Raw genomic sequence first — 22,731 nt, 5'->3', positions numbered from 1 at the left:
CCAGAAAGTAGGTGAATCTCAGGCATAAACATAACAGATGGAAGCCTTGATTAGGAAAAACTAGTGGTCAAATATCGAACATGAAGGTTATTCCTGATCCAAATCAACCCACCCTTATTGATCGCAGCCTGGCAGCCGTTTGGCACCCCTGCACCCAAATGAAGCACCACGAATCCTTTCCCTTGATTCCCATCGCCAAAGGAAAGGGGGCTTGGCTTTATGACGAGCAAGGAAATGCCCTTCTGGATTGCATCAGTTCTTGGTGGACCAACCTATTTGGACACTCTAACCCTCGCATCAACCAAGCCATTCATGCGCAACTAGAAAAAATTGAGCATGTAATGCTTGCTGGCTTCACGCACCAACCTGTCGTTGAGCTTTCTGAGAAATTATCCGCCCTCACCAATCATCACTTAGGTCATGTCTTTTATGCATCGGATGGCGCCTCAGCTGTCGAGATTGCGCTCAAGATGAGTCACCACTATTGGCAACACAACAATAAACCAAACAAGAAAAAATTTGTTTGTCTTGAAAATGGTTATCACGGGGAAACATTGGGCGCATTAGCAGTAACTGATGTGGCTATTTTTCGTGAAGCATACGGATCGCTTCTACAAAATGTTTTTACTGCACCATCTCCTGATGCACGCAAAGCAACAAATGGAATGAGCGCTGAAGAGGTTGCAAATGATGCGGCTCAAAAACTGAAAGAGTTATTCGCCAAAGAACATGAAAATATTGCTGCCATCATCGTTGAGCCACTAGTTCAGTGTGCCGGTCAAATGGCGATGCATTCACCTCAATATTTACGTCTAGTGAGAGATTTATGCGATCAATATGAAGTACATATGATTGCCGACGAAATAGCCGTAGGATGCGGGCGTAGCGGTAGATTCTTTGCTTGTGAACATGCTGGGATTTGGCCTGATTTTCTGACGCTTTCCAAAGGGATTAGCGGCGGATATCTCCCACTATCACTTTGCATGACAACGGACGAAATTTACCAAGCGTTTTATCAAGATCAAACGCGACATGGTTTCCTGCACTCGCATTCGTACACCGGAAATCCTCTTGCTTGCGCAGCTGCTCTAGCCTGCTTAGAAATTTTCGAATCAGAAAACGTACTTGAGAAAAATAAAATTCGCTCACAGGAACTGGCAGCAGCTTTTGAGTGGGCTAAGACTGATTCGCGAGTTGAGCATTGGCGTCAGCAAGGGATGATATTGGCATTTGATATCAAATCATCTTGTTTAAAAAATCCAAACACCTTCCCCCGAGAAATGTTTTCGCAGAGCTTGTCTGAAGGCATCCTCATTCGACCCATTGCCAATACGATTTATGTCATGCCACCCTACATTCTTTCCACAGAAGAGACTCAAGCCATGGGGCAATCAGTGAAGAAGGCTTTAGATAAGGTGCTTGCATGAGTCAATCACCAAGCTCATCATTTAAGGCATTAGCGCTAGCCGAAGAACAAATTTCAGACTTGGACTTGCAGTTGCTAAAGCGCAAATTACGCGTTACTGAAACCCCTTGCGATACCAAAGCATTCGTTGGCAATCGTGAACTAAAAGCTTTTTGTAGCAATGATTACCTGGGCCTAGCCAATCACCCGGCAATCACCGAAGCTCTTGCAGAAGGTGCTCGCAAATATGGGGTTGGTAGCGGTGCATCCCATTTAATTAGCGGCCATAGCCTTGCACATGAATTACTAGAAAAACAGTTGGCGGCATTTCAGGCTGCGTACATTCCCAATGCCCGCGCATTATTTTTCAGCACGGGATACCTTGCTAATCTGACTGCTATTACTGGTCTAGCAAGGCTTGCTCTGCAAGGCGATGTCAGTATTTATTCTGCCAAGCTTAATCATGCTTCACTCATTGATGGCGTTCGTCTAGCAAGTGCTCAAACCAATGCCAGTGTCACACTCTTTGATCACACCCAGCCCGAGATCTTACTTAAGGATCTACAAAAGGACACTAAAGCGCTGAAACTCATCGTGACGGATGCTGTTTTTAGCATGGACGGTGATCTGGCGCCTGTAAAAAAATTACTGGCTATTGCTGAGCAATGTGATGCACTTCTGCTAGTAGATGATGCTCATGGCTTTGGAGTGTTGGGCAAGCAAGGTCATGGGGTTTTAGAGCAAGAGCAAATTTGCTCCGACCGGATTATCTACATTGGAACTTTAGGTAAAGCGGCTGGGGTCAGTGGCGCATTTATCTGTGCAGAAAATACTTTTATCGAATGGTTAATCCAGAAGGGTCGTCCATATATTTACAGCACGGCTACCCCGCCAGCAATTGCCCATGCTTTACTGCAAAGCTTGAAAATCATTGATTCTGCAGAAGGCGCCAAACGTCGCGCCCATCTGAACCAATTGATTAGCATTTGGCAATCAGAAATGAAGTTCTCTAACTGGGAGAAAGTACTTTCTTGCACACCAATTCAGCCAATCATTTTGGGCAGCAATGCCAACGCTTTAACGGCTGCAAAGTTATTAGATGAAGCAGGCTATTGGATTCCAGCCATCAGGCCACCTACCGTTCCGATTGGTAGCTCACGCTTGCGCATTACTTTCTCAGCAAACCATAGCGAAGAAGACCTGCGTGCACTCATGGGCACACTGCAATCCATTGAGCAACGAGTCATTGAAAAGGCTCATTGATGAACACATCTTCTGGTTTTTTTATTACTGGCACCGATACTGAAGTTGGAAAAACTTTAGTCAGCGGCGCTTTGATTCTCAAGCTTCGTGAATTGGGTAAACAAACCGTTGGATTCAAGCCTGTAGTCGCTGGAACCTATCCAGTATCCACGGGTCAGCATTTAAATGAAGATCTCGAAACATTGCGAATTGCCTCAAACCTAGAGCCCGGTGAGCTCAGCCTTTGTCCTTATGTTCTAGATGCTCCAGCAGCGCCGCATTTGGTCGCAAAGGCGCAAGGTATTCGCCTTGAGATCCAGGATATGCTGAAGGCATATAAAGATCTGCAAAAGGAAAATGGCTGTGTTGTTGTCGAGGGGGCAGGCGGTTTTCTTGTTCCAATAAATGATCAAAAGGACTTGGGCGATTTTGCTCAGCAAATTCAGTTGCCAGTCATCTTGGTAATTGGCATGAAACTGGGGTGTATTAATCATGCGCTACTTACCATTGAGGCAATCCGCGCACGTAAGCTTGTTATTGCGGGATGGATTGCAAATACCTTAGATAAGGAAATGGCTTTATTGAGTGAAAACATCGAAACGCTTCGAGAGCGAATCGATGCGCCCTTTTTGGGATTGATACCCAGACTGTCTACGAACTTACAGAAATTGAGCAATCAACCCTATTCACTTGAAGCGCTAGAGTTTGCTGCGCAGCATATTCAATTACCCACTCAAAAACTCTAAATACACAAGAATTCACCCGTACCTGGGTTTGAGGTGCACTCCATTTCAGTTTCGGATAAGATGAAGCAATGCATTTAATTCCAGAAATCATTGAGTCCGCGCAAGAGATAAAAGAAATTCGGCGCAACATTCATGCGCATCCCGAGTTGCGTTTTGAAGAAAACCGCACCGCCGATCTTGTTGCGGAAGCGCTCTCCAGCTGGGGCATCAGCGTATTTCGAGGAATGGGTAAAACGGGCGTCGTTGGGCGACTCGATGGAGACTTAGGTCCCGGCAAGATGATTGGCTTGCGTGCTGATATGGATGCTCTACCCTTACAAGAGCACAATAATTTTGCGCATACCTCGCGTAATCCCGGGAAGATGCACGCCTGCGGTCATGATGGGCACACTGCCATGCTCTTAGGAGCTGCGCAATATTTATCAAATCATCGAGATTTCAAAGGTAGCGTGATTTTTATTTTTCAGCCGGCTGAAGAAGGTGGTGCTGGCGCTCGCGAAATGATCAAAGATGGTTTATTTGAACAATTTCCTTGTGATGCCGTATTTGGATTGCATAACTGGCCTGGTTTGGCTGAGGGAGATTTTGGTGTGACGCCAGGGCCAATGATGGCCTCCAGCAATGCGTTTGAGATTACCGTCACCGGCAGAGGCGGTCATGCCGCTCTTCCACACAACAGTGCTGATCCAGTGCTAGCTGGTGCGCAAGTGGTCTTAGCTTTGCAAAGCATTATTACTCGCAATAAACGTCCTGTAGATGCTGCGGTACTATCAGTAACGCAATTCCATGCGGGTGAAACTAGTAACGTCATTCCGGATAGCGCTTTTATTGGTGGCACTGTGCGTACCTTCACCTTAGAGGTGCTAGATCTGATCGAACAACGTTTACGAGAAATTGCTCATAACGTGGCCAGCGCATTTGACTGCCAAGCTGAAATTACCTTTTCTAGAAACTATCCACCCTTGATCAATCATGCAAGTGAGGTTGAATTTGCAAGCCAGGTTATGAGCGAGTTGGTAGGAAAGCAACGTGTCAATACATCCATTGACCCCACGATGGGCGCAGAAGACTTCGCCTTTATGTTGCTAGAGAAACCCGGTTGCTATGTCTTTTTAGGTAACGGTGATGGCGATCATCGATCCACAGGTCATGGCATGGGCCCATGTCATCTGCACAACCCTTCCTATGACTTTAATGATGCATTGATCCCAGTAGGTGTGAACTACTGGGTCAAATTAGCTCAACGCTTTTTAGAGAAGCATTAGTCAGCAAAAACTAAGAATTCGTAAATTTGGCGGGGCGCTTTTCCATAAAGGCAGCCATACCTTCTTTTTGATCGTTAGTTCCAAAGCATGCATGAAACAAGCGGCGCTCAAAATGAATGCCTTGTGACAACGTTGTCTCGTAAGCTGTATTTACCGCCTCTTTCACCATCATCGTTGTTAGCAAAGGCATATCAGCAATATCTTTAGCGATTGCTTTAACTTCTTTTAACAAATCCGCTTTTGGGAATATGCGCGATACCAGACCAGCGCGCTCCGCTTCAGCAGCATCCATCATGCGGCCAGTTAAAGCCAAATCCATTGCTTTTGATTTTGATATAGCACGGGGAAGACGTTGCGTTCCGCCAGCTCCAGGAATGATGCCTAGTTTAATTTCAGGTTGAGCAAATTTTGCATTATCAGCAGCCATGATCATGTCGCACATCATTGCTAATTCGCAACCGCCACCCAATGCATAACCTGATACTGCTGCGATCACAGGCTTACGCACTTTCTGCATGTGCTCCCAATTGCGAGAAATGAAGTTATGTCGATAGACGTCTTGCAAGCTACGTTTTGCCATAGCGGCGATATCCGCACCCGCAGCAAATGCCTTTTCGCTACCTGTGACAACGATGCAGCCAATGTTGTCGTCCGCATCAAACTTCAGCAAAGCTTCGCCAAGCTCATCCATTAATTGATCATTCAGCGCATTTAGTACTTCAGGTCGGTTTAATGTAATAGTGGCAACTTTATCTTCCACTTCGGTCAAAATTGTTTGATAGCTCATCGACTTCCTTTTGCTTTCTAGTTTGTACTTTTTATTTATCTGCTTTGAATCGCTGCATTACCGTGGTAACAACAACCACATCCTGCCATTCTGCTTCATGCGTCCAGCCGCCTCACCAGCGGCATCACCCGACCCCCAATAGTAATCGGCTCGAACCCCACCGACAATGGCTTTGCCTGTATCTTGCGCAAAAACCAGCTTTTGCAGTGGTTGATTACTTAAAGGTCTAGTCGTGGCTAAAAATACAGGTGCACCCAGCGGCATCGCTTGCAAATCAATAGCGATACTTCGCTCACCCGTTAATGGAACGCCCAATGCACCAGTGGGGCCCAAATCGACATCTACATTGCCAGGTAATTCTTTAAAGAAAATAAAGCGAGGATTGGCATTGAGCATCTCATTCACACGATCTGGATTACGTTTAGCCCACTGCGAAATTCCTTGCATTGTCGCTTCACTTCTTGTGATTTCCTTACGATCTAGTAACCACTGCGCAAAAGATTTGAATGGTTGATCATTCGTTCCCGCAAAACCTAAACGCATTACCCGACCGTCTTCAAGACGAATTTTTCCAGATCCCTGAATTTGCATAAATGCTGCAGCAACCGGATCTTGAACCCAAGCAATCTCAGAACCCTTTAACATCCCAGAGCTGATTAATTCAGCACGAGTGGGTGCTGGATTTGGTTTCGATTTTTTCCAAGCATTAGGATACGCGTAGAGCGGCACGCTATATGCGCTGGTTCTGGTTTGAGAACCATTCATTACTGGTTCGTAATAACCAGTAATTAAGCCTGTATCAGACCCAGAATTGTTTCGAACTTCATATGCTTGAAAGTTGTTTTCAAAATATCGACGAATGGCTTGAGAATCGCGGCTCGAGACACCTGCAGCTTGCGCACACACTTGTCGCCAATTGACTTCGCCGTTGCGTGTATTGCGTTTAAGCAAGCCCTCACAACTCTTTTGCCAAGCTGGCCATGCCTGTGCCAACTCATCCTCCTGCCACCCTGGAATTACCTGCCATGACACAGCGCTAAAGTTTGCGATAGATGAACTGTATGTTGAAGGTGCAGCTCCTGAGCCACTAGCTCGATATCCTGTTCCGCGTGTCGGTGGAGTTGAACATGCAGTTAATAAAGCAATTATGGAAATTGCGACTACACTTGCTTGAAGCCATTTATATTTAAAAATCATGATTGCCAATTTACTTGATGAATACCCGATGCTACTGTTTGTCATTGAAGGCGCTATTGCGCTAGGACTTTTGTTGTTTATTGTCCTATGGACAGGCAAAGGCAAAAAATAATCGACTGGGTGCCATTGCCTTAATGCCCCCTTTGGTTACTGGATCAACTTAATGCAGTGTCCGCGGCATTACTAAGGCAAATTCTGGAATGGGTGCCTGAAAAAACTGAGCATCCTCTGTAACGCAAAAATACTCACCGCGCATAGTTCCCGCAGGGGTTGGGAGGGTAGCCCAGCTGGTGTACTCAAAATGCTCCCCTGATCGCAATAAAGGCTGCTGTCCCACCACCCCTAGGCCCTTGACTTCCTGAACATCGTTATCCCCGTCTGTAATGAACCAATGGCGGGCTATGAGCTGAATACTGGCTGACCCCGTATTACGGATGGTGATCGTATAGGCAAAGGCAAATTGGCGATTATCTGGGTCAGATTGGTCTGCAAGGTACTGAGTCTTGACCGTAATGCTGATTTCATGAGGATTCATGCTGGAATTCTGCTCCATCCTAAGGCCAACTGCAAGCTAGAATCTAGGGATGGAAAGCGAAAAAACATCACCAAATCCTCAATTTGTCATTGCCCCGTCCATTTTGTCGGCTGACTTTGCCTGCCTTGGCAAAGAGGTCCAAGACGTCTTGGTAGCTGGTGCCGACTGGATTCACTTTGATGTGATGGATAACCATTACGTTCCCAACCTCACCATTGGCCCCTTGGTTTGTGAGGCTATTCGCCCTTATGCCAAGAAGAACGGCGCGCCCGCAATGATTGACGTTCATTTAATGGTTGAGCCAGTAGATCGCATCGTTCCCGACTTTGCCAAAGCCGGCGCAAATTTAATTAGCTTTCACCCAGAAGCAAGCCCCCATGTGAATCGCACATTAAATTTAATTCGTGATCAAGGCTGCCAAGCCGGTCTTGTTTTAAATCCAGCGACACCACTTGATCATCTTGATCACACGCTGGAATTATTAGACTTAGTGTTACTGATGTCAGTTAACCCTGGATTTGGCGGTCAATCTTTTATTCCAAGCACTCTGCAAAAAATTACTCAAGTACGTGCTCGACTTGATCGTCATGAAGCTGAAACTGGTCGCAAAATTCGTCTTGAGGTAGATGGCGGTATCAAAGTCGACAACATTGCACAAGTTGCTCAAGCAGGCGCTGACACATTTGTAGCGGGCTCGGCAATATTTGGCAAAGATAACTACGAGCAAGTCATCAAAGAAATGCGTGCTGAATTAGGAAAGTCAGGAAAAGCCTAATGCAGCGCGAAGAATTTAATATCCTAGCAAAGCAGGGTTTCAATCGAATTCCTCTGGTCAAAGAGGTACTAGCCGATTTAGAAACACCACTATCGCTTTACGTCAAACTTAGCCAAGCTTTTGGCAGTAAAAATACTTACCTTCTTGAGTCCGTTTTAGGAGGCGAGCGTTTTGGTCGCTTCTCCTTTATTGGTCTACCTGCGAAGACGATTGTTCGCACTGTTGGCACGCCATTAAAACCAGTAAACGAGGTAGTAACAGACGGTAAAGTAGTTGAAACGAATACTGATAACCCACTAGATTTTGTAGATGCCTACTTCAAGAGATTCAAGGTAGCAGTGCAAGAGGGACTTCCACGCTTTTGCGGAGGATTAGCAGGATATTTTGGCTACGATACTGTTCGCTACATCGAATCACGCTTGGCTAAACACGATTTACCTGATGAGCTAGGCGTCCCAGATATTCAACTTATGCTGACTGAAGAGTTAGCCGTTATCGATAACGTTGCAGGCAAGATTTATTTTATTGTTTATGCTGACCCTAGCATTTCTGATGGCTATGAGAAGGCGCAAACGCGCCTAAAAGAATTGCTTGCATGCCTTAGCAAGCAAGTCAGCATGCCGCCCTCATTGGCAAGCACAAAAACTGAGCTAATTCGAAAATTTAAAGCGGATGATTTCGAAGATGCAGTTCGTAAAACCAAAGAATACATTTTGGCCGGCGACTGTATGCAAGTTGTCATTGGTCAACGTATTAGCAAACCATTTACAGACTCACCGCTATCCCTATACAGAGCCTTACGCTCACTCAATCCTTCGCCTTATATGTATTTTTATGACTTTGGCGATCTGCAGATTGTGGGATCTTCTCCTGAAATTCTGGTTCGCCAAGAAAAACGTGCGGCAGAAAAGATTGTGACCATTCGTCCGCTTGCTGGCACCCGCCCTCGTGGCGCAAATCCAGAAGAAGATGAGCGACTTGCCAAAGAACTTTTAGCTGATCCCAAAGAAATTGCGGAACACGTCATGTTGATCGATCTTGCACGTAATGATGTAGGACGCATTGCGAAAACTGGCTCTGTCAAAGTAACGGATTCAATGTCAATTGAAAAATACTCACATGTTCAACACATTGTGAGCTCTGTTGAAGGTGATCTTCTAGACGATATGAGCAATATGGATGTATTAAGGGCGACTTTCCCTGCAGGCACCTTATCTGGCGCCCCAAAGATTCGCGCAATGGAAATCATTGATGAAATGGAAATTGTGAAACGCGGTGTTTATGGTGGCGCAGTAGGCTATCTTTCCTTTTCTGGTGATATGGATGTTGCGATTGCAATTCGCACTGGCGTGATCCGGGATGGCATGCTGCACTCCCAAGCTGGCGCTGGCGTTGTTGCAGATTCAGACCCGACAGCTGAATGGAAAGAAACCGAAGCAAAGGCTCGCGCTGTACTGACTGCAGCTGATTTAGTTCAAGGAGGACTTGATGCTCCTAATGATTGATAACTACGACTCATTCACCTACAACCTCGTGCAGTACTTTGCAGAGTTAGGTGAAGAGGTCAAAGTCTTTCGTAATGATGAGATTGCGGTTGCGGATATTGCCAAGCTAAATCCAGCACGCATTTGTATTTCTCCAGGACCCTGCAGCCCTACTGAGGCGGGGATCTCCGTTGAAACCATTAAGCAATTTGCTGGAAAACTTCCGATTCTCGGCGTATGCCTCGGACACCAAGCTATTGGTGAAGCATTTGGAGGCAAAATCATTCGTGCCCAGAAAGTAATGCACGGCAAAACGGATGACATTCATCACACCGGTGTGGGTGTTTTTAAAAACCTACCCAATCCGTTTAAAGTAACTCGCTATCACTCTCTAGCCATTGAAAAAAGTTCATTGCCAACTTGTCTAGAGGTAACCGCCACTTCCTCAGATGGTGAGATTATGGGTGTAAGACATCGCGAGATGGCTGTTGAAGGCGTTCAGTTTCATCCGGAGTCCATTCTTTCCGAGCACGGACATGCATTACTCAAGAATTTTTTACAAATGTAACTACAGAATTTAAATAAGCTAAACAAGTCTTATGCCAATTACTCCACAAGAAGCCCTGCAACGCTGCATTGAACATCGCGAACTGTTTCATGATGAGATGACCGACATGATGCGCCTCATCATGAGCGGTGAAATGGCGCCAGAGTTAGTTGCCGGCTTATTGGTTGCTCTGCGCACCAAAAAAGAAACTGTTGGTGAAATTGCGGCAGCTGCACAAGTCATGCGTGAATTTGCAACCGCGGTAAATGTCGAGGATCGCTCTCACCTTGTCGATGTTGTAGGCACCGGTGGTGACGGCGCACATACTTTCAATATCTCTACCGCAGCTATGTTTGTTGCGGCAGCTGCTGGTGCAAAGATTGCTAAACACGGTAATCGCAGCGTTAGCAGCAAATCCGGTAGTGCTGATGTTTTAGAGGCCCTGGGCGTCAATTTGGCGCTATCCGCCGATCAAGTTGCTAAATGCATCTCTACAGTTGGGGCTGGCTTTATGTTCGCCCCCAACCATCATCCTGCGATGAAAAATGTTGTACCCATTCGCAAACAATTAGGCGTGCGCACCATTTTCAATATTTTAGGGCCATTAACCAATCCAGCTGATGCGAAGCGCATTTTGATGGGCGTATTTCATCCCGATCTTGTTGGTATTCAGGCAAGGGTTTTACAAGCCCTGGGCATGGAACATGCATTGGTAGTTTATGGCCGTGATGGTCTAGATGAAATCTCACTCGAAGGCCCCACCTTGGTTGGCGAACTTAAAGATGGTGTCGTGCGCGAATACGAAATCCATCCAAAAGATTTTGACTTAAACACTGCACCAACCAACAGCTTTAAGGTGGCTAATGCTGAAGAGTCCAAAAAAATTGTGCTTGATGTGATTGATAACAAACCAGGACCAGCAAGTGACATTGTTTGTTTAAATGCAGGCGCTACACTGTATGTAGCTGGTATTGCATCAGATATTGCCAGTGGTATCGCCAAAGCCAAGGCAGCCATCAGCTCTGGCGCTGCACGTCAAAAATTAGACGCATTTGTGGCAGCTACTCAATCCAATTAATTCCCTAATGAATTCTTTAATGACTCTTGTTTCATGAGCGATATCCTACAAAAAATTGTTGCGACTAAGAAAATTGAAGTTGCAAACAACTTAAAGAAAATTTCACTCGCGAGCCTATGCGAAAAGGCTCAAGCTAATAATCAAGACTCACAACAAAAGCCACGGGGTTTTATTCGTGCTATCGAGCAAAAAATTACCGCAGGTAATGCAGGCGTCATCACTGAGATTAAAAAAGCAAGCCCAAGCAAGGGTATTCTGCGTGAACAATTCATTCCCGCCGAAATTGCTAAATCCTATGAAAAACATGGTTCAGCCTGTTTATCTGTATTAACCGATGTAGACTATTTCCAAGGAAGCAACGCCTACCTTCAAGAAGCTCGTAATGCTTGCAGCATTCCGGTTCTACGCAAAGACTTCACCATAGACCCCTATCAAATTTATGAAGCGCGCGCGATTGGTGCGGACGCGATTCTGCTCATCGTCGCTTGTCTTGGACTCAATCAAATGAAAGAGCTTGAAGCCTGCGCCCACGAACTCGGTTTAGATGTCTTGGTAGAGGTGCATGATGGGACTGAGCTTGAACAGGCACTTGAATTAAAGACCCCACTACTTGGAATCAATAACCGCAATCTCAAAACTTTTGAGGTGACATTGCAAACCACTCTGTCACTTTTGCCCTTAGTGCCCAACAATAAAATTTTGGTTACTGAATCTGGAATATTGAATCGCGACGATGTACAACTGATGCGTAGCAATCAAGTAAATGCCTTTTTGGTTGGAGAAGCTTTCATGCGCAGCGCTGATCCAGGTAAAGCTCTTAGCGATCTATTCTTTTAAACCGCTTGATTAGATCTAAGCCAAATTTAATCAATGCTATTAGCAAGATAGAGCCCATCACATCACCAATCGCCATAACTGCGAAGTGATTCATGCTTCCAGTATTTTCAAGCCCTACAGTGGCATACCAATATTGATGCAAGCCAGCACTCATCAAGGCATAAATCAAAATACAAAGTAATAACTTTTGTAGGTTCATATTGCTCAAGTCTGGCTCTAGCCTGATGTTACTAAAGACAAATATCCTGGCAAGGTATGGGGCAAATCCAGAAATAAGGCCGGTACCAATGCAAATCACCAAATCGGATGAGAGCTCGCCGCTGTAACTAATTAAGGCTGAAGCTAATGCAATACCTAACGCTCCTGGCAAACCAAATATCAGAGTGAGAAATAATCTCAGCCCTGCTGGCAAATAAATCCAATTCACGCCAAGACCAAACACCAATTCACTAGTAATCCAACTATTGATATAAAAAAGAAGTGCATATACAGATGCACTAATAATTACATTGATTAATCCTATACGCATAAGCGTTGTTAATTGCGCAAGAGTTGAGAGAAATTTCGACATTAGGGCAGTGTTGAGGATTGTTATGACCAAAGTCAATGGCAACTTTTTCAAATCGCGAATAGAATGATATTAGCCTTATAGCTATAAATTTTTATCAGTTCACCTATGTCAACAGAAAAGCCATCCGCCTATCTTCGTTTTTTAAATTTGATCGACACACTTGATCGAATTAACCCAGGTAAGAAGTTAGATGCGATTGAAAAAAGTTTACTAGACAGAATTGTTACTGCAGCACATACAAAACAAACTATCTTGGTGGGAGACCTTATTTCACTCTCCGATCTAGGATCTCAGGCCACACTTCATGGACGTCTCAAGAATCTTGTCGCTATGGGTTATATCAAAATGGCCTCAAATGACGATGGTCGCAAGAAAGAAGTACTCCCCACCAAAGCGGCTATCAAACGATATGAAGACATTTCAAAATGTCTAGAAAAAGCACTTAAATCGGCTTAAGAGACCCCGACTTAGACATCCTGAAAACATTAAAAAAGCCCTGTTAGTTTTAACAGGGCTTTTTCTTTATATCTTCTGCGTCTTATTCACTTAATCCTTAAACGTTGAATAAGAAGTTGAGCACATCTCCGTCCTTCACAACGTACTCTTTACCCTCGGCGCGCATTTTTCCAGCTTCTTTGGCACCTGACTCACCCTTAAATTGAATAAAGTCATCGTAGGAAATCGTTTGCGCACGAATGAAGCCACGCTCAAAATCAGTATGAATGACACCTGCCGCTTTTGGGGCAGTATCGCCCTGATGAATGGTCCATGCGCGCACTTCTTTAACGCCAGCAGTGAAGTAGGTATGCAATCCCAACAGCGCGTAACCAGCACGAATAACCCGATCTAGGCCTGGCTCATCCATGCCTAGATCTGCCAAGAATGCTGATTTATCAGCGTCGTCCAAATCCGCGATCTCAGCTTCAATGGCCGCGCATACAGCCACTACTGGTGCCTTTTCTTTGGCAGCATGTTGCTTCACCGCTTCAAGATGTGGATTATTTTCGAAGCCATCTTCTTTAACGTTTGCTACATACATAGCAGGCTTTGCAGTAATTAAACACAAAGGCTTAATCAATAATTTTTCCTCATCGGTCAGGCTCAAACTACGTACTGGTTGCGCAGAATCCAAATGTGCCTGCACTTTGGTGAGCACTGCAACTAAAGCGGCAGCTTCTTTATCGTTTCCCGACTTAGCGGCCTTACTTGAGCGAGCAAGTGTTTTTTCAACTGTGGCCAAATCCGAGAGCGCCAACTCAGTATCGATAACACCAATGTCAGCAATAGGGTCAATCTTGCCCGCAACGTGAATCACATTAGGATCTTCGAAACAGCGCACCACATGAGTAATCGCGTCAGTTTCCCGAATATTAGCCAAGAATTGATTCCCAAGACCTTCACCCTTAGAAGCACCTGCGACTAAGCCTGCGATATCCACAAACTCCACCGCTGCAGGCAGAATGCGCTCAGGCTTTACGATCTCAGCCAAGGCAGCTAAGCGAGGGTCTGGAACCTCTACGACGCCAACATTGGGCTCAATCGTGCAAAAAGGGTAGTTTTCTGCAGCGATTCCAGCTTTGGTAAGCGCATTAAAGAGGGTAGATTTGCCGACGTTAGGCAGGCCGACGATGCCACATTTCAAAGACATAGCCATATTGTAATGGGGCTGGTTTCGATATCATCGAGCTATGTCGGAAACGCACAATCATCACCCATCTAAAAAACCGGTAAATCCTTCACAAAAACGGTCCGTCGATGTCGCCGTAGTAGGCGGAGGCATTGCTGGTAAGGCCTGCGCCTTGGGCTTAGCCCAGCTTGGGCTGACTACAGCAGAAATTGCCCCTGATTTGGGAAGTCCTGCGCCAGCGCCTCAAGGCGCTCAGTGGGGCCAAAGAATCTACGCCTTTTCGCCAAGCACCCAAAAATTGCTGGCTCACCTACAGATATGGGATGCCCTAGACCACAGTCGCCTGCAAGTTGTGCGAGACATGCGCATTTATGGCGATCGCGGAGAAAAAAATGATCAACTCCATCTCTCTGCTTTTGAGGCTGGCACCTCACAACTTGCCTGGATTGGTGAGTCTAATTTAATTGAACACACACTTGATCAAGCCTCACGCTTTCAGAATAAACTCGAGCGTATTGCTGATGCCGTAGAGACAATCGAAGTGGATGCGCAAGGCAGCACTTTATATCTTCAGAATGGTGAGTCTATTCATGCGCAATTAGTAATAGCAGCCGATGGTGCAAACTCACCGATTCGCTCTGCAATCGGAATTACCGCTAGCGAGGAAAGTTACTCACAAAGTGCTGTAGTTGCAAATTGGGTTTGTACTTACCCTCATCTTGAAACTGCTTTCCAATGGTTTTTACCTGGCGGAGATATTGTGGCAATGCTACCTTTGCCAGGCAAACAGGTATCAATGGTGTGGTCAACCACACCAGAACATGCTGCAGAACTCTTAAAACTTGACCAATCCCAATGGCAAGAACGTTTTTCATTGATTGCCAATGGCGCCGTTGAAAAACAATTGGGCGAACTCACCCTCAACTCCACACCAGCAGCTTTTCCATTGCGCAGAATTAGAGCTGCACGCTTTATCGGTCCAGAGGCCAATCCTCAAGCAGCTCTCATTGGGGATGCAGCGCATGTGATGCATCCATTAGCGGGTCAGGGCCTCAACCTAGGCTTGAGAGATGTTGCCGTGTTGCTCAATGTCATTAGTAAATGCGAGCCCTTCCGTAAATTAAATGACTTGACCCTGCTCCGTCGTTACGAACGACAGCGACAAGGCGATACCGATGCGCTTTTATGGGTGACAGATAAATTAAAAAAACTATTTTCTGGCACGAGCACTACAGAAAAACAATTACGTAACTGGGGTCTTGGCTTAGTAAATAAAAGCCACTTCATTAAACAACGCCTCATAGAGCGCGCACTAGGAGAAATTGATTTTGATTAAATCACCTTCATCATTACTCTCTACTACCGCACTGATCGCTGGAATATTTTTTATCAGCCTTGTGCCTTCAAAATTCGCATTTGCGCAAACAGAGCAGCAAATTAAAACTGAGATTCAGAAAAAGCTGGGTAGTAATGCGAAAGTACGCAGCGTTACAGCTGCTCCAGTAACCGGCCTGTATGAGGTTTTGGTTGGTAATGAGATTTTCTACACTGATACTTCTGGTAAATATTTAATTCAGGGCGAAATCATTGAGCTCGCCTCAGGCAAAAACCTTACAGAACAAAGGCAAGCTGACCTCAATCGCATTAAATGGGCTGACTTAAATCAAGCGAATGCATTTAAAACAGTTCGTGGCAATGGTCAACGCCAATTAGCTATTTTTTCAGACCCCAACTGTGGTTACTGCAAGCGATTAGAAAAATCTTTACAGCAATTAGATAATGTCACCATCTATACCTATCTCATTCCAATTCTGTCACCAGACTCCGCACAAAAATCAAAACAAATTTGGTGCAGTGCTGACCCCTATAAGAGCTACATTGATTGGATGGTAAATGGGGTCACACCATCAGGGAAAACTGACTGCAGCAATCCTTTAGATAAAAATTTGGCATTTGCCAAAGCGTATGGCATCACAGGCACCCCCACGCTTTTCTTTATAGATGGCAGTCGCTTTCCTGGCGCAGTTCAAGTAAGCGATATTGAAAAGAAATTTAATGCGCTTAAGTAACCAATAAGAATCTCATGAACAAATCTGATTTGCCAGCAATTCAATACACTATATGGCCTGCAGACTTGCACGGTCATCGATTTAAAGTAAAGCTACACATTGCTAATCCCAACCCCACGGGGCAGGTGTTACAAATGGCGGCATGGATTCCTGGTAGTTATTTAATTCGAGATTTTTCTAAGCACATTGAAAGTATTGAAGCCTGTGGCGCCTCAAGCAAAAAGAAATTCACTCTTGTGCGCATCGACAATAATCAATGGGGATTGCCTGCAAACATCAATGAACCAGTTGATATTGTCACAACGGTATACGCATTTGATAACTCAGTTCGTGCAGCCCACTTAGATACTGAACGTGGATTTTTCAACCCCACCAGTCTGTGTCTAGCAGTCAGCGGTCAAGAAAATATTCCCTGCTCACTGGCCATTGTCAATCCCGAAAGCGCATCTACTGAAAATTGGACCGTACAAACGAGCCTAAGAAAAGCCAAAACAGATGATCGTGGCTTTGGCTATTACTTAGCCAAAAATTATGATGACCTTATTGATCACCCCGTAGCGATGGGTGAGTTCCAGATAGTAAATTGGAATTCAAACAATGTACCTCACAGTATGGCTATACAAGGGCTCTTGCACCCTGTTGATGCCGCCCGTCTCGCAAACGACTTACAAGTTATCTGTTCATGCACTATCAATCTGTTTGAACCCAAAACAAAAGAAGCGCCATTTGCCAACTATCTCTTTCTGGTAAATGCAGTACTCAATGGTTATGGTGGTCTTGAGCATCAAAATAGCACGGCCTTGCTCTGCCGCAGAGACCAAATTCCCCAAAAGCAGATTCCACTTGATGAATCGACTTATCGCGAATTTCTGGGTCTATGTAGCCATGAATATTTCCATGCCTGGTTGGTAAAACGTATTAAGCCCAGGGTATTCCAACCCTACGACTTACAAAACAGAAACCATACGCAATTGCTTTGGCTTTTTGAAGGCTTCACTAGTTACTACGATGATCTTCAGCTCTTCAGAAGTAAGCGAATTACCTTAGATCAATATCTCAAATTAGTTACTGATAATTGGAATGGGGTTTTACGCGGCCCTGGAAGACTCAAGCAAAGCCTAGCGGACAGCTCTTTTGACGCCTGGACAAAATACTATCAAGCGGATGAAAACACCCCGAACGCTGTTGTGAGCTATTACGGCAAAGGGGCATTACTTGCGCTGGGGCTAGATTTACAAATCCGCGCATTCTCTAAGAACAAAAAATCGCTGGATGATTTAATGCACTTAATTTGGCAAAAGCATGGCGTAACGCTAGATGGGATTGCGGAGCAAGGTTTAGATGACTTAATTGAAGCGCTACTTGGTAGTGAATTTCAAAAAATATGGGGCGACTTTAAGTCACGCTATATATACGGCACTGAAGATATTCCACTACAGAAGTGGATTTCATCAAGAGTAGTATCTGTAAATTCAAAAGTGCAGACCAAGCTAGAGAAGATCAAATTACAACTGGGATTACGTCATACTGATACTAATGGCTGGCTCAAAATTACCCACGTCCTCGATGGTAGCGCCGCTCAAGAAGCAGGCTTAGCGCCTGGTGATTTATTGGCGAGTATCAACGGTCAGCGCATCACGACTAACCGCTGGGATAAAGTACTCAATAGCCTGTCGGAACATCAACATATCTCCGCTTGTTTTTATCGAGATGATCTTGAGCATGAACGTATCTTAGTATTGCAGCCATCGCAGTTACCAATGCAATACGACTTAATCCCTGCCGCTAAATAATCAAAAGATGTTTGCTTTCTCTAGGGAGCTTATTCCTCAAGACTGGCGCCACTTATTGGGTGACTATTTCGACACCTCTGACTGGAAGGTACTTAAGGAAAATATTCAAAATGAATTAAATGCCAACCCAGAAATTATTCGACCTGAACCACAAAATTTCTTCAAAGCACTTGAATTAACTCCGCTTGATGCAGTGAAGGTGGTCATTCTTGGTCAAGATCCTTATCACTCGCCCGGTCTTGCACAAGGCCTGGCATTTTCTATACCGAGCAAGATCTCGCCAAACTCACGAGAGTTCCCTAGCTCACTACGCAATATCAGCAAAGCTCTCAGCATCGAGGGTTTTGGCACCTTATCCAATGGCGATTTACATCACTGGGCAGAGCAAGGAGTGTTGTTGCTGAATACCGCCCTTAGCGTCAAATTAGGCGAAGCTGGAAGTCATGCCAGCTTAGGCTGGAAAAGCCTAATTGATCGATTGATATCTGCGCTATCGATCCAAAAACCACACTTGGTCTGGATGCTGTGGGGTGGACATGCCCAGTCTAAGTTACCTTTGATTTCGCAAAACAATGATCAAATGATTCTGCAATCCTCACATCCCTCAGGTTTAGGTGTCTATAAAACAAATACGCCTTTTTTGGTTACCGGCGATAAAGATAGTTGTCGACACTTTACAAAAACGAACGACTGGTTAGTTGCCCATCGACAAAAGCCAATTCAATGGGTGAATTCTGCAAGCGCCAAAGATAAACAAATTCAGGGCAATTTATTTAGCCAGGGCTGAGTAGATACATCCGATAACGCTTGAGGCCAAAATAGCGCAAGCCCACTCCAGCATTTGGCCAGATTGAAAAAAATGGGCATATTGGCCCAAATAAGAGCTCGCTAGAGCCCCCATAAAGCCAAGAAGACTAGCAACCAGTAGATTCTGCAAATTGGCGGTTTTAGACCGATTTTTTGAGCTTCTTGGGTACATAATCCAGGCAGCGCCTCCTGTGGCACCCCCGATTAGCAGAAAAGCCAAAAAACCCATTTTTATCCCCTTTTGCACCCATTATTGAGGGCATCAAATCTATAATTGCCATTATGAAGTTGTTGACTCTCGGCATCAATCATCACACAGCGCCGGTCGCCATTCGGGAAAAGGTCGCCTTTGATCCTGAATTTCTTCAAGAAGCGTTGCACGATCTTCGCCAGCATTTGCTGGGGGCGAATCAATCTGGCTTGCCTGAAGCAACCATTTTGTCCACCTGCAATCGCACAGAAGTCTATTGCGCAGCAAATGATGCAAACGCCGCTGATGTTTTACATGAGGCCACTTTTGATTGGCTTGCAAAAACTCAGCAACTTGCCCCAAGCAGTCTTCAGCCTCACATTTACTCTTTGCCACAATCCGACGCCGTTCGTCACGCCTTCAGAGTGGCCTGCGGTTTAGACTCTATGGTGATTGGTGAAACCCAAATTCTTGGGCAGATGAAGGATGCTGTTCGCACCGCAAATGATGCTGGCGTATTAGGCACTTACTTGAATCAGCTGTTTCAGAAGACCTTTGCTGTTGCCAAAGAAGTTCGTGGATCTACAGAAATTGGCGCTCATTCTATCTCCATGGCTGCGGCTGCAGTTCGCTTATCCGAAAGAATTTTTGAAAAGATTGCTGATCAAAAAATTCTATTTATTGGTGCGGGCGAAATGATTTCTTTGTGCGCAACCCATTTTGTAGCGCGCAAACCTAAAAATGTCGCAATTGCTAATCGCACCATTGAGCGTGGACAAGAATTAGCAGACTCCATCGCCGCACAAGATGTGCAGGCAGAATCATTCAAGCTATCCGAGCTACCTGGTCGACTACACGAGTTCGACATTATTGTTTCTAGTACCGCATCCTCGCTACCCATCATTGGCCTTGGCATGGTGGAAAGCGCCCTAAAACAACGTCGCCATAAACCCATGGTGATGATCGATTTAGCCGTCCCTCGCGACTTTGAACCTGAAATCTCAAGACTCGATGATGTGTATCTCTATACCGTTGATGACCTTGGCGTCATGATTCAAACGGGCGCCAATTTACGTCAAGCAGCAGTCAGCCAAGCAGAAGCAATTATTGAAGATCGTGTTGGCAATTTTATGCATTGGATGCAAGGACGCAATGCGGTTCCGCTAATCCAAGATATTCAACAACAAGGTGAGCGCTTAAGACAGCTTGAGCTAGAGCGCGCTATGAAACGCCTCATGCGTGGCGATGATCCACAAGAAGTTTTAAGTGCTATGGCACAAGGTCTTACCAATAAATTCTTGCATGGCTCACTGCATGCATTACAACACTCCAATGGCGCAGAGCGCGACGCCTTGATTAAGCTATTACCAAAACTATTCGCCTCTCACACCAAACCAGAAGACCATTAGATGAAGCCCAGCATGCGGGCTAAGCTGGAACATCTAGACACGCGCTTAGCCGAACTCAACTCCCTTTTAACCTCAGAAGAGGCAACCAAAGATATGGATGCCTATCGCAAACTCACGCGTGAACATGCGGATATAGCGACGGTGGTTGAGCAGTTTGGCCTGTACAAGCAGGCCGAAGCCGATGCACAAGCGGCTGAAGAAATGCGCAAAGATCCAGAAATGAAGGATTTTGCCGATGAGGAACAGAAACAAGCGCAATCCACAATGGAAGAGCTGGAGGCTAGCCTACAGAAGCTACTATTACCCAAAGATGAGAATGACGAGCGCAATGTTTTCTTAGAAATTCGGGCAGGCACTGGCGGTGATGAAAGCGCCCTTTTTGCTGCAGATTTGTTACGCATGTATACCCGCTTTGCAGAGCGGCAAGGGTGGAAAGTAGAAATAGTCAGTGCTACCGAATCAGACCTTGGCGGCTATAAGGAGGTTGTGCTCCGCTTAGTCGGTCAATCTGTTTACTCACGCCTCAAATTCGAGTCAGGCGGTCATCGAGTGCAGCGCGTACCTCAAACCGAAACTCAAGGACGCATTCACACTTCAGCTTGCACGGTTGCTGTTATGTCCGAAGCGGACGAACTAGAAGCAGTCAAAATCAATCCCGCTGAATTACGTATCGACACCTTCCGAGCCTCTGGTGCTGGTGGGCAGCATATTAATAAAACAGATTCAGCGGTTCGTATTACCCACTTACCAACAGGCACTGTGGTGGAATGCCAAGATGATCGCAGTCAACATCGCAATCGTGAACAAGCGATGAAAGTACTCGTTTCAAGAATCATGGATGCCCGCGAGCGCGAGAAACATCAACTCGAAGCGCAAACTAGAAAATCACTAATTGGGTCTGGAGATCGTAGCGATCGTATTCGCACCTACAACTTCCCACAAGGCCGTATCACCGATCACCGAATCAATCTCACGCTCTATAAGATCGATGCCATGATGGATGGTGACCTAGATGATTTATGCAATGCACTTGCATCTGAACATCAGGCTGAGTTGCTTGCAGCGCTTGGCGATAACTAAGTTTTCATCACTTCGCTTATGAGCAAGGACTTGAGTCTGCGATCCCTATTGGGCAGCACCTTACTGCTTCGCAATGAGGCTCATATCTTGATGGCATACGTGTTGGATAAGCACTACCAGCTACCTCGCTCAACGCTTATTTCTCACGATGAAATGAAGCTTAATGGACAAGCTTTAGAGGAATGGCAATCGCTTGAATCTCGAAGGCTTAACGGCGAGCCAGTTGCATACCTAATTGGTAAGCGAGGATTTCACAATATTGAGCTTCAGGTAGCACCCGGCGTCTTGATACCGCGCCCAGAGACAGAAATGCTCGTTGAAATAGCTCTTAATGAAATCAAGCGACTTGAGGGTCAGGTAAAGTACCCGAAGCTTTTGGATCTAGGAACAGGATCGGGTGCTATTGCACTAGCAATTGCTCACGAAGCGCCGCATGCTCTAGTCATTGCCACAGATCAATCTAGTGAAGCACTTTCAATCGCGAAAGCTAATGCTAAATTCTTAGGGCTTGAAGCAGGTGTTGAATTTGCTCAGGGTAGCTGGTACGAAGCACTCAAAGATGGGTTGATGTTTGATGTCATATTAAGTAACCCACCATATATTGCCAATCAAGATCCACATCTCAGTCAAGGAGATTTGAGGTTTGAACCCATTGATGCTTTAACAGATCATTCCACCGGCCTAGGCTGTCTTGAGTCAATCATCATGGGATGTCCTATGCACCTCAAACCAGGGGGTCTCATCGCTGTAGAGCATGGATTCGATCAGTCTGATGCAGTGGCTGGCTTAATGAAGGAAGTTGGATTAGTTGATATTCAAGCCCATCTAGATTTAGCTGGTCACCCGAGGGTTGTTTCAGGCAGGAAGCAAATCAGCAACTGTCTTTTTTTGGATTAGGTCTTAAAATTGGCAGCATCAGACTGATAAATCGTTTTTTACTGCATTAACGCATTTTAGGAAAAATTATGGATACCCAAGCTCAAATTAAAGAAATCATTACCAGCCATCCTGTTGTGCTGTTCATGAAAGGCACTGCGCAATTTCCACAATGCGGCTTCTCTGGAAATGCCGTCAATATTCTTCGCGCTAGCGGCGTTGAGAAGTTACATACCGTGAATGTTTTGGAAGATCCTGCGATTCGTCAAGGCATTAAAGAATTTGCGAACTGGCCAACGATTCCTCAGCTCTATATCAATGGTGAATTTATCGGCGGCTCAGACATCATGACCGAGATGTATCAGTCAGGCGAATTACAAAAACTTGTTAAGGCCTAATCAGCTTTAGCTA

Annotated in this window: 23 protein-coding genes; 18 read left to right on the top strand and 5 right to left on the bottom strand. The window is 45.3% G+C overall.

The annotated features are described in order from the left end of the window. The first annotated feature begins 80 nt into the window (after positions 1-80). The 4 genes from bioA (at position 81) to ICV39_RS00880 (ending at position 4,658) form a co-directional block, all read left to right on the top strand. On the top strand, positions 81-1,427 hold the full coding sequence (gene bioA, locus ICV39_RS00895) for an adenosylmethionine--8-amino-7-oxononanoate transaminase (protein ID WP_215390044.1): 1,347 nt from the start codon (positions 81-83) through the stop codon (positions 1,425-1,427). Beyond that, positions 1,424-2,668: an 8-amino-7-oxononanoate synthase gene (locus ICV39_RS00890; protein WP_215390043.1), complete on the top strand. Its 1,245-nt coding sequence runs from the start codon at positions 1,424-1,426 to the stop codon at positions 2,666-2,668. The genes bioA and ICV39_RS00890 overlap by 4 nt, the downstream gene beginning before the upstream one ends. Continuing rightward, positions 2,668-3,393: a dethiobiotin synthase gene (gene bioD / locus ICV39_RS00885; protein WP_215390042.1), complete on the top strand. Its 726-nt coding sequence runs from the start codon at positions 2,668-2,670 to the stop codon at positions 3,391-3,393. Before ICV39_RS00890 ends, bioD begins: the two co-directional genes overlap by 1 nt. 68 nt (positions 3,394-3,461) lie before the next feature. Beyond that, a complete protein-coding gene (locus ICV39_RS00880) occupies positions 3,462-4,658 on the top strand; it encodes a M20 aminoacylase family protein (RefSeq protein WP_215390041.1) in 1,197 nt (398 codons plus the stop codon). Between the two features lie 10 nt (positions 4,659-4,668). On the opposite strand, the gene ICV39_RS00875 is transcribed toward ICV39_RS00880, so the two are convergent. The 3 genes from ICV39_RS00875 to apaG all read right to left on the bottom strand — a co-directional run bounded on the left by ICV39_RS00875 (position 4,669) and on the right by apaG (position 7,177). Further along, positions 4,669-5,445, bottom strand: a complete 777-nt coding sequence (locus tag ICV39_RS00875; RefSeq protein WP_215390040.1) for an enoyl-CoA hydratase — start codon at positions 5,443-5,445, stop codon at positions 4,669-4,671. 57 nt (positions 5,446-5,502) lie between these two features. Further along, the gene (locus tag ICV39_RS00870; RefSeq protein ID WP_215390039.1) at positions 5,503-6,642 is read right to left on the bottom strand and encodes a murein transglycosylase A; all 1,140 of its coding nucleotides are present in this window, start codon (positions 6,640-6,642) and stop codon (positions 5,503-5,505) included. Between the two features lie 160 nt (positions 6,643-6,802). Next, positions 6,803-7,177, bottom strand: coding sequence for a Co2+/Mg2+ efflux protein ApaG (gene apaG, locus ICV39_RS00865; protein WP_215390038.1), 375 nt, complete (start codon positions 7,175-7,177; stop codon positions 6,803-6,805). 49 nt (positions 7,178-7,226) lie between these two features. Between apaG and rpe the strand changes: the two genes are divergently transcribed. From rpe to trpC, 5 genes are read left to right on the top strand one after another with little or no spacing between them, the layout of a single operon-like run. Beyond that, positions 7,227-7,952 (top strand): ribulose-phosphate 3-epimerase, encoded by a 726-nt coding sequence (rpe, locus tag ICV39_RS00860; protein WP_215390037.1) that lies wholly within the window; start codon positions 7,227-7,229, stop codon positions 7,950-7,952. Beyond that, positions 7,952-9,457 carry an anthranilate synthase component I gene (gene trpE / locus ICV39_RS00855; protein ID WP_215390036.1) on the top strand — a complete coding sequence of 502 codons (1,506 nt, stop codon included), beginning with the start codon at positions 7,952-7,954 and terminating at the stop codon, positions 9,455-9,457. The genes rpe and trpE overlap by 1 nt, the downstream gene beginning before the upstream one ends. Then, positions 9,441-10,004, top strand: coding sequence for an aminodeoxychorismate/anthranilate synthase component II (locus ICV39_RS00850; protein WP_215390035.1), 564 nt, complete (start codon positions 9,441-9,443; stop codon positions 10,002-10,004). Before trpE ends, ICV39_RS00850 begins: the two co-directional genes overlap by 17 nt. 31 nt (positions 10,005-10,035) lie before the next feature. Then, positions 10,036-11,061, top strand: a complete 1,026-nt coding sequence (trpD, locus tag ICV39_RS00845; RefSeq protein ID WP_215390034.1) for an anthranilate phosphoribosyltransferase — start codon at positions 10,036-10,038, stop codon at positions 11,059-11,061. A gap of 33 nt (positions 11,062-11,094) precedes the next feature. Continuing rightward, on the top strand, positions 11,095-11,898 hold the full coding sequence (gene trpC, locus ICV39_RS00840) for an indole-3-glycerol phosphate synthase TrpC (RefSeq protein ID WP_215390033.1): 804 nt from the start codon (positions 11,095-11,097) through the stop codon (positions 11,896-11,898). Here trpC and ICV39_RS00835 read toward each other — a convergent pair. Further along, entirely contained in the window at positions 11,879-12,469 is a 591-nt protein-coding gene (locus ICV39_RS00835) for a hypothetical protein (RefSeq protein ID WP_251372690.1), read from the bottom strand. The two genes, trpC and ICV39_RS00835, sit on opposite strands and share 20 nt — an antisense overlap. Positions 12,470-12,574: 105 nt before the next feature. Between ICV39_RS00835 and ICV39_RS00830 the strand changes: the two genes are divergently transcribed. Then, positions 12,575-12,925, top strand: coding sequence for a hypothetical protein (locus tag ICV39_RS00830; protein ID WP_215390032.1), 351 nt, complete (start codon positions 12,575-12,577; stop codon positions 12,923-12,925). Between the two features lie 97 nt (positions 12,926-13,022). Here the strand turns inward: ICV39_RS00830 and ychF are convergent, their stop codons facing one another. Further along, entirely contained in the window at positions 13,023-14,117 is a 1,095-nt protein-coding gene (gene ychF, locus ICV39_RS00825; RefSeq protein ID WP_215390813.1) for a redox-regulated ATPase YchF, read from the bottom strand. A 40-nt stretch (positions 14,118-14,157) separates the two neighbouring features. Between ychF and ICV39_RS00820 the strand changes: the two genes are divergently transcribed. From ICV39_RS00820 to grxD, 8 genes are all read left to right on the top strand, one after another. Beyond that, complete coding sequence (locus tag ICV39_RS00820; protein ID WP_215390031.1) at positions 14,158-15,432, top strand: FAD-dependent monooxygenase; 1,275 nt, start codon at positions 14,158-14,160, stop codon at positions 15,430-15,432. Next, positions 15,425-16,165: a DsbC family protein gene (locus tag ICV39_RS00815; RefSeq protein ID WP_251372689.1), complete on the top strand. Its 741-nt coding sequence runs from the start codon at positions 15,425-15,427 to the stop codon at positions 16,163-16,165. The genes ICV39_RS00820 and ICV39_RS00815 overlap by 8 nt, the downstream gene beginning before the upstream one ends. 14 nt (positions 16,166-16,179) lie before the next feature. Then, positions 16,180-17,958, top strand: coding sequence for a M61 family metallopeptidase (locus ICV39_RS00810; RefSeq protein ID WP_215390030.1), 1,779 nt, complete (start codon positions 16,180-16,182; stop codon positions 17,956-17,958). A 7-nt stretch (positions 17,959-17,965) separates the two neighbouring features. After that, the gene (locus ICV39_RS00805) at positions 17,966-18,745 is read left to right on the top strand and encodes a uracil-DNA glycosylase (protein WP_215390029.1); all 780 of its coding nucleotides are present in this window, start codon (positions 17,966-17,968) and stop codon (positions 18,743-18,745) included. 302 nt (positions 18,746-19,047) lie between these two features. Then, a complete protein-coding gene (gene hemA / locus ICV39_RS00800) occupies positions 19,048-20,364 on the top strand; it encodes a glutamyl-tRNA reductase (protein WP_215390028.1) in 1,317 nt (438 codons plus the stop codon). Further along, positions 20,365-21,444: a peptide chain release factor 1 gene (gene prfA / locus ICV39_RS00795; RefSeq protein ID WP_215390027.1), complete on the top strand. Its 1,080-nt coding sequence runs from the start codon at positions 20,365-20,367 to the stop codon at positions 21,442-21,444. Positions 21,445-21,462: 18 nt separating this feature from the next. Next, positions 21,463-22,341, top strand: a complete 879-nt coding sequence (gene prmC / locus ICV39_RS00790; RefSeq protein ID WP_215390026.1) for a peptide chain release factor N(5)-glutamine methyltransferase — start codon at positions 21,463-21,465, stop codon at positions 22,339-22,341. Between the two features lie 68 nt (positions 22,342-22,409). After that, the gene (gene grxD, locus ICV39_RS00785; protein WP_215390025.1) at positions 22,410-22,718 is read left to right on the top strand and encodes a Grx4 family monothiol glutaredoxin; all 309 of its coding nucleotides are present in this window, start codon (positions 22,410-22,412) and stop codon (positions 22,716-22,718) included. The last annotated feature ends 13 nt before the right edge of the window (positions 22,719-22,731 follow it).

It is taken from the genome of Polynucleobacter sp. MWH-UH25E (genome assembly GCF_018687095.1).
Taxonomy (GTDB): Bacteria; Pseudomonadota; Gammaproteobacteria; order Burkholderiales; family Burkholderiaceae; genus Polynucleobacter.
This window is presented reverse-complemented; position numbering and strand designations above follow the sequence as displayed.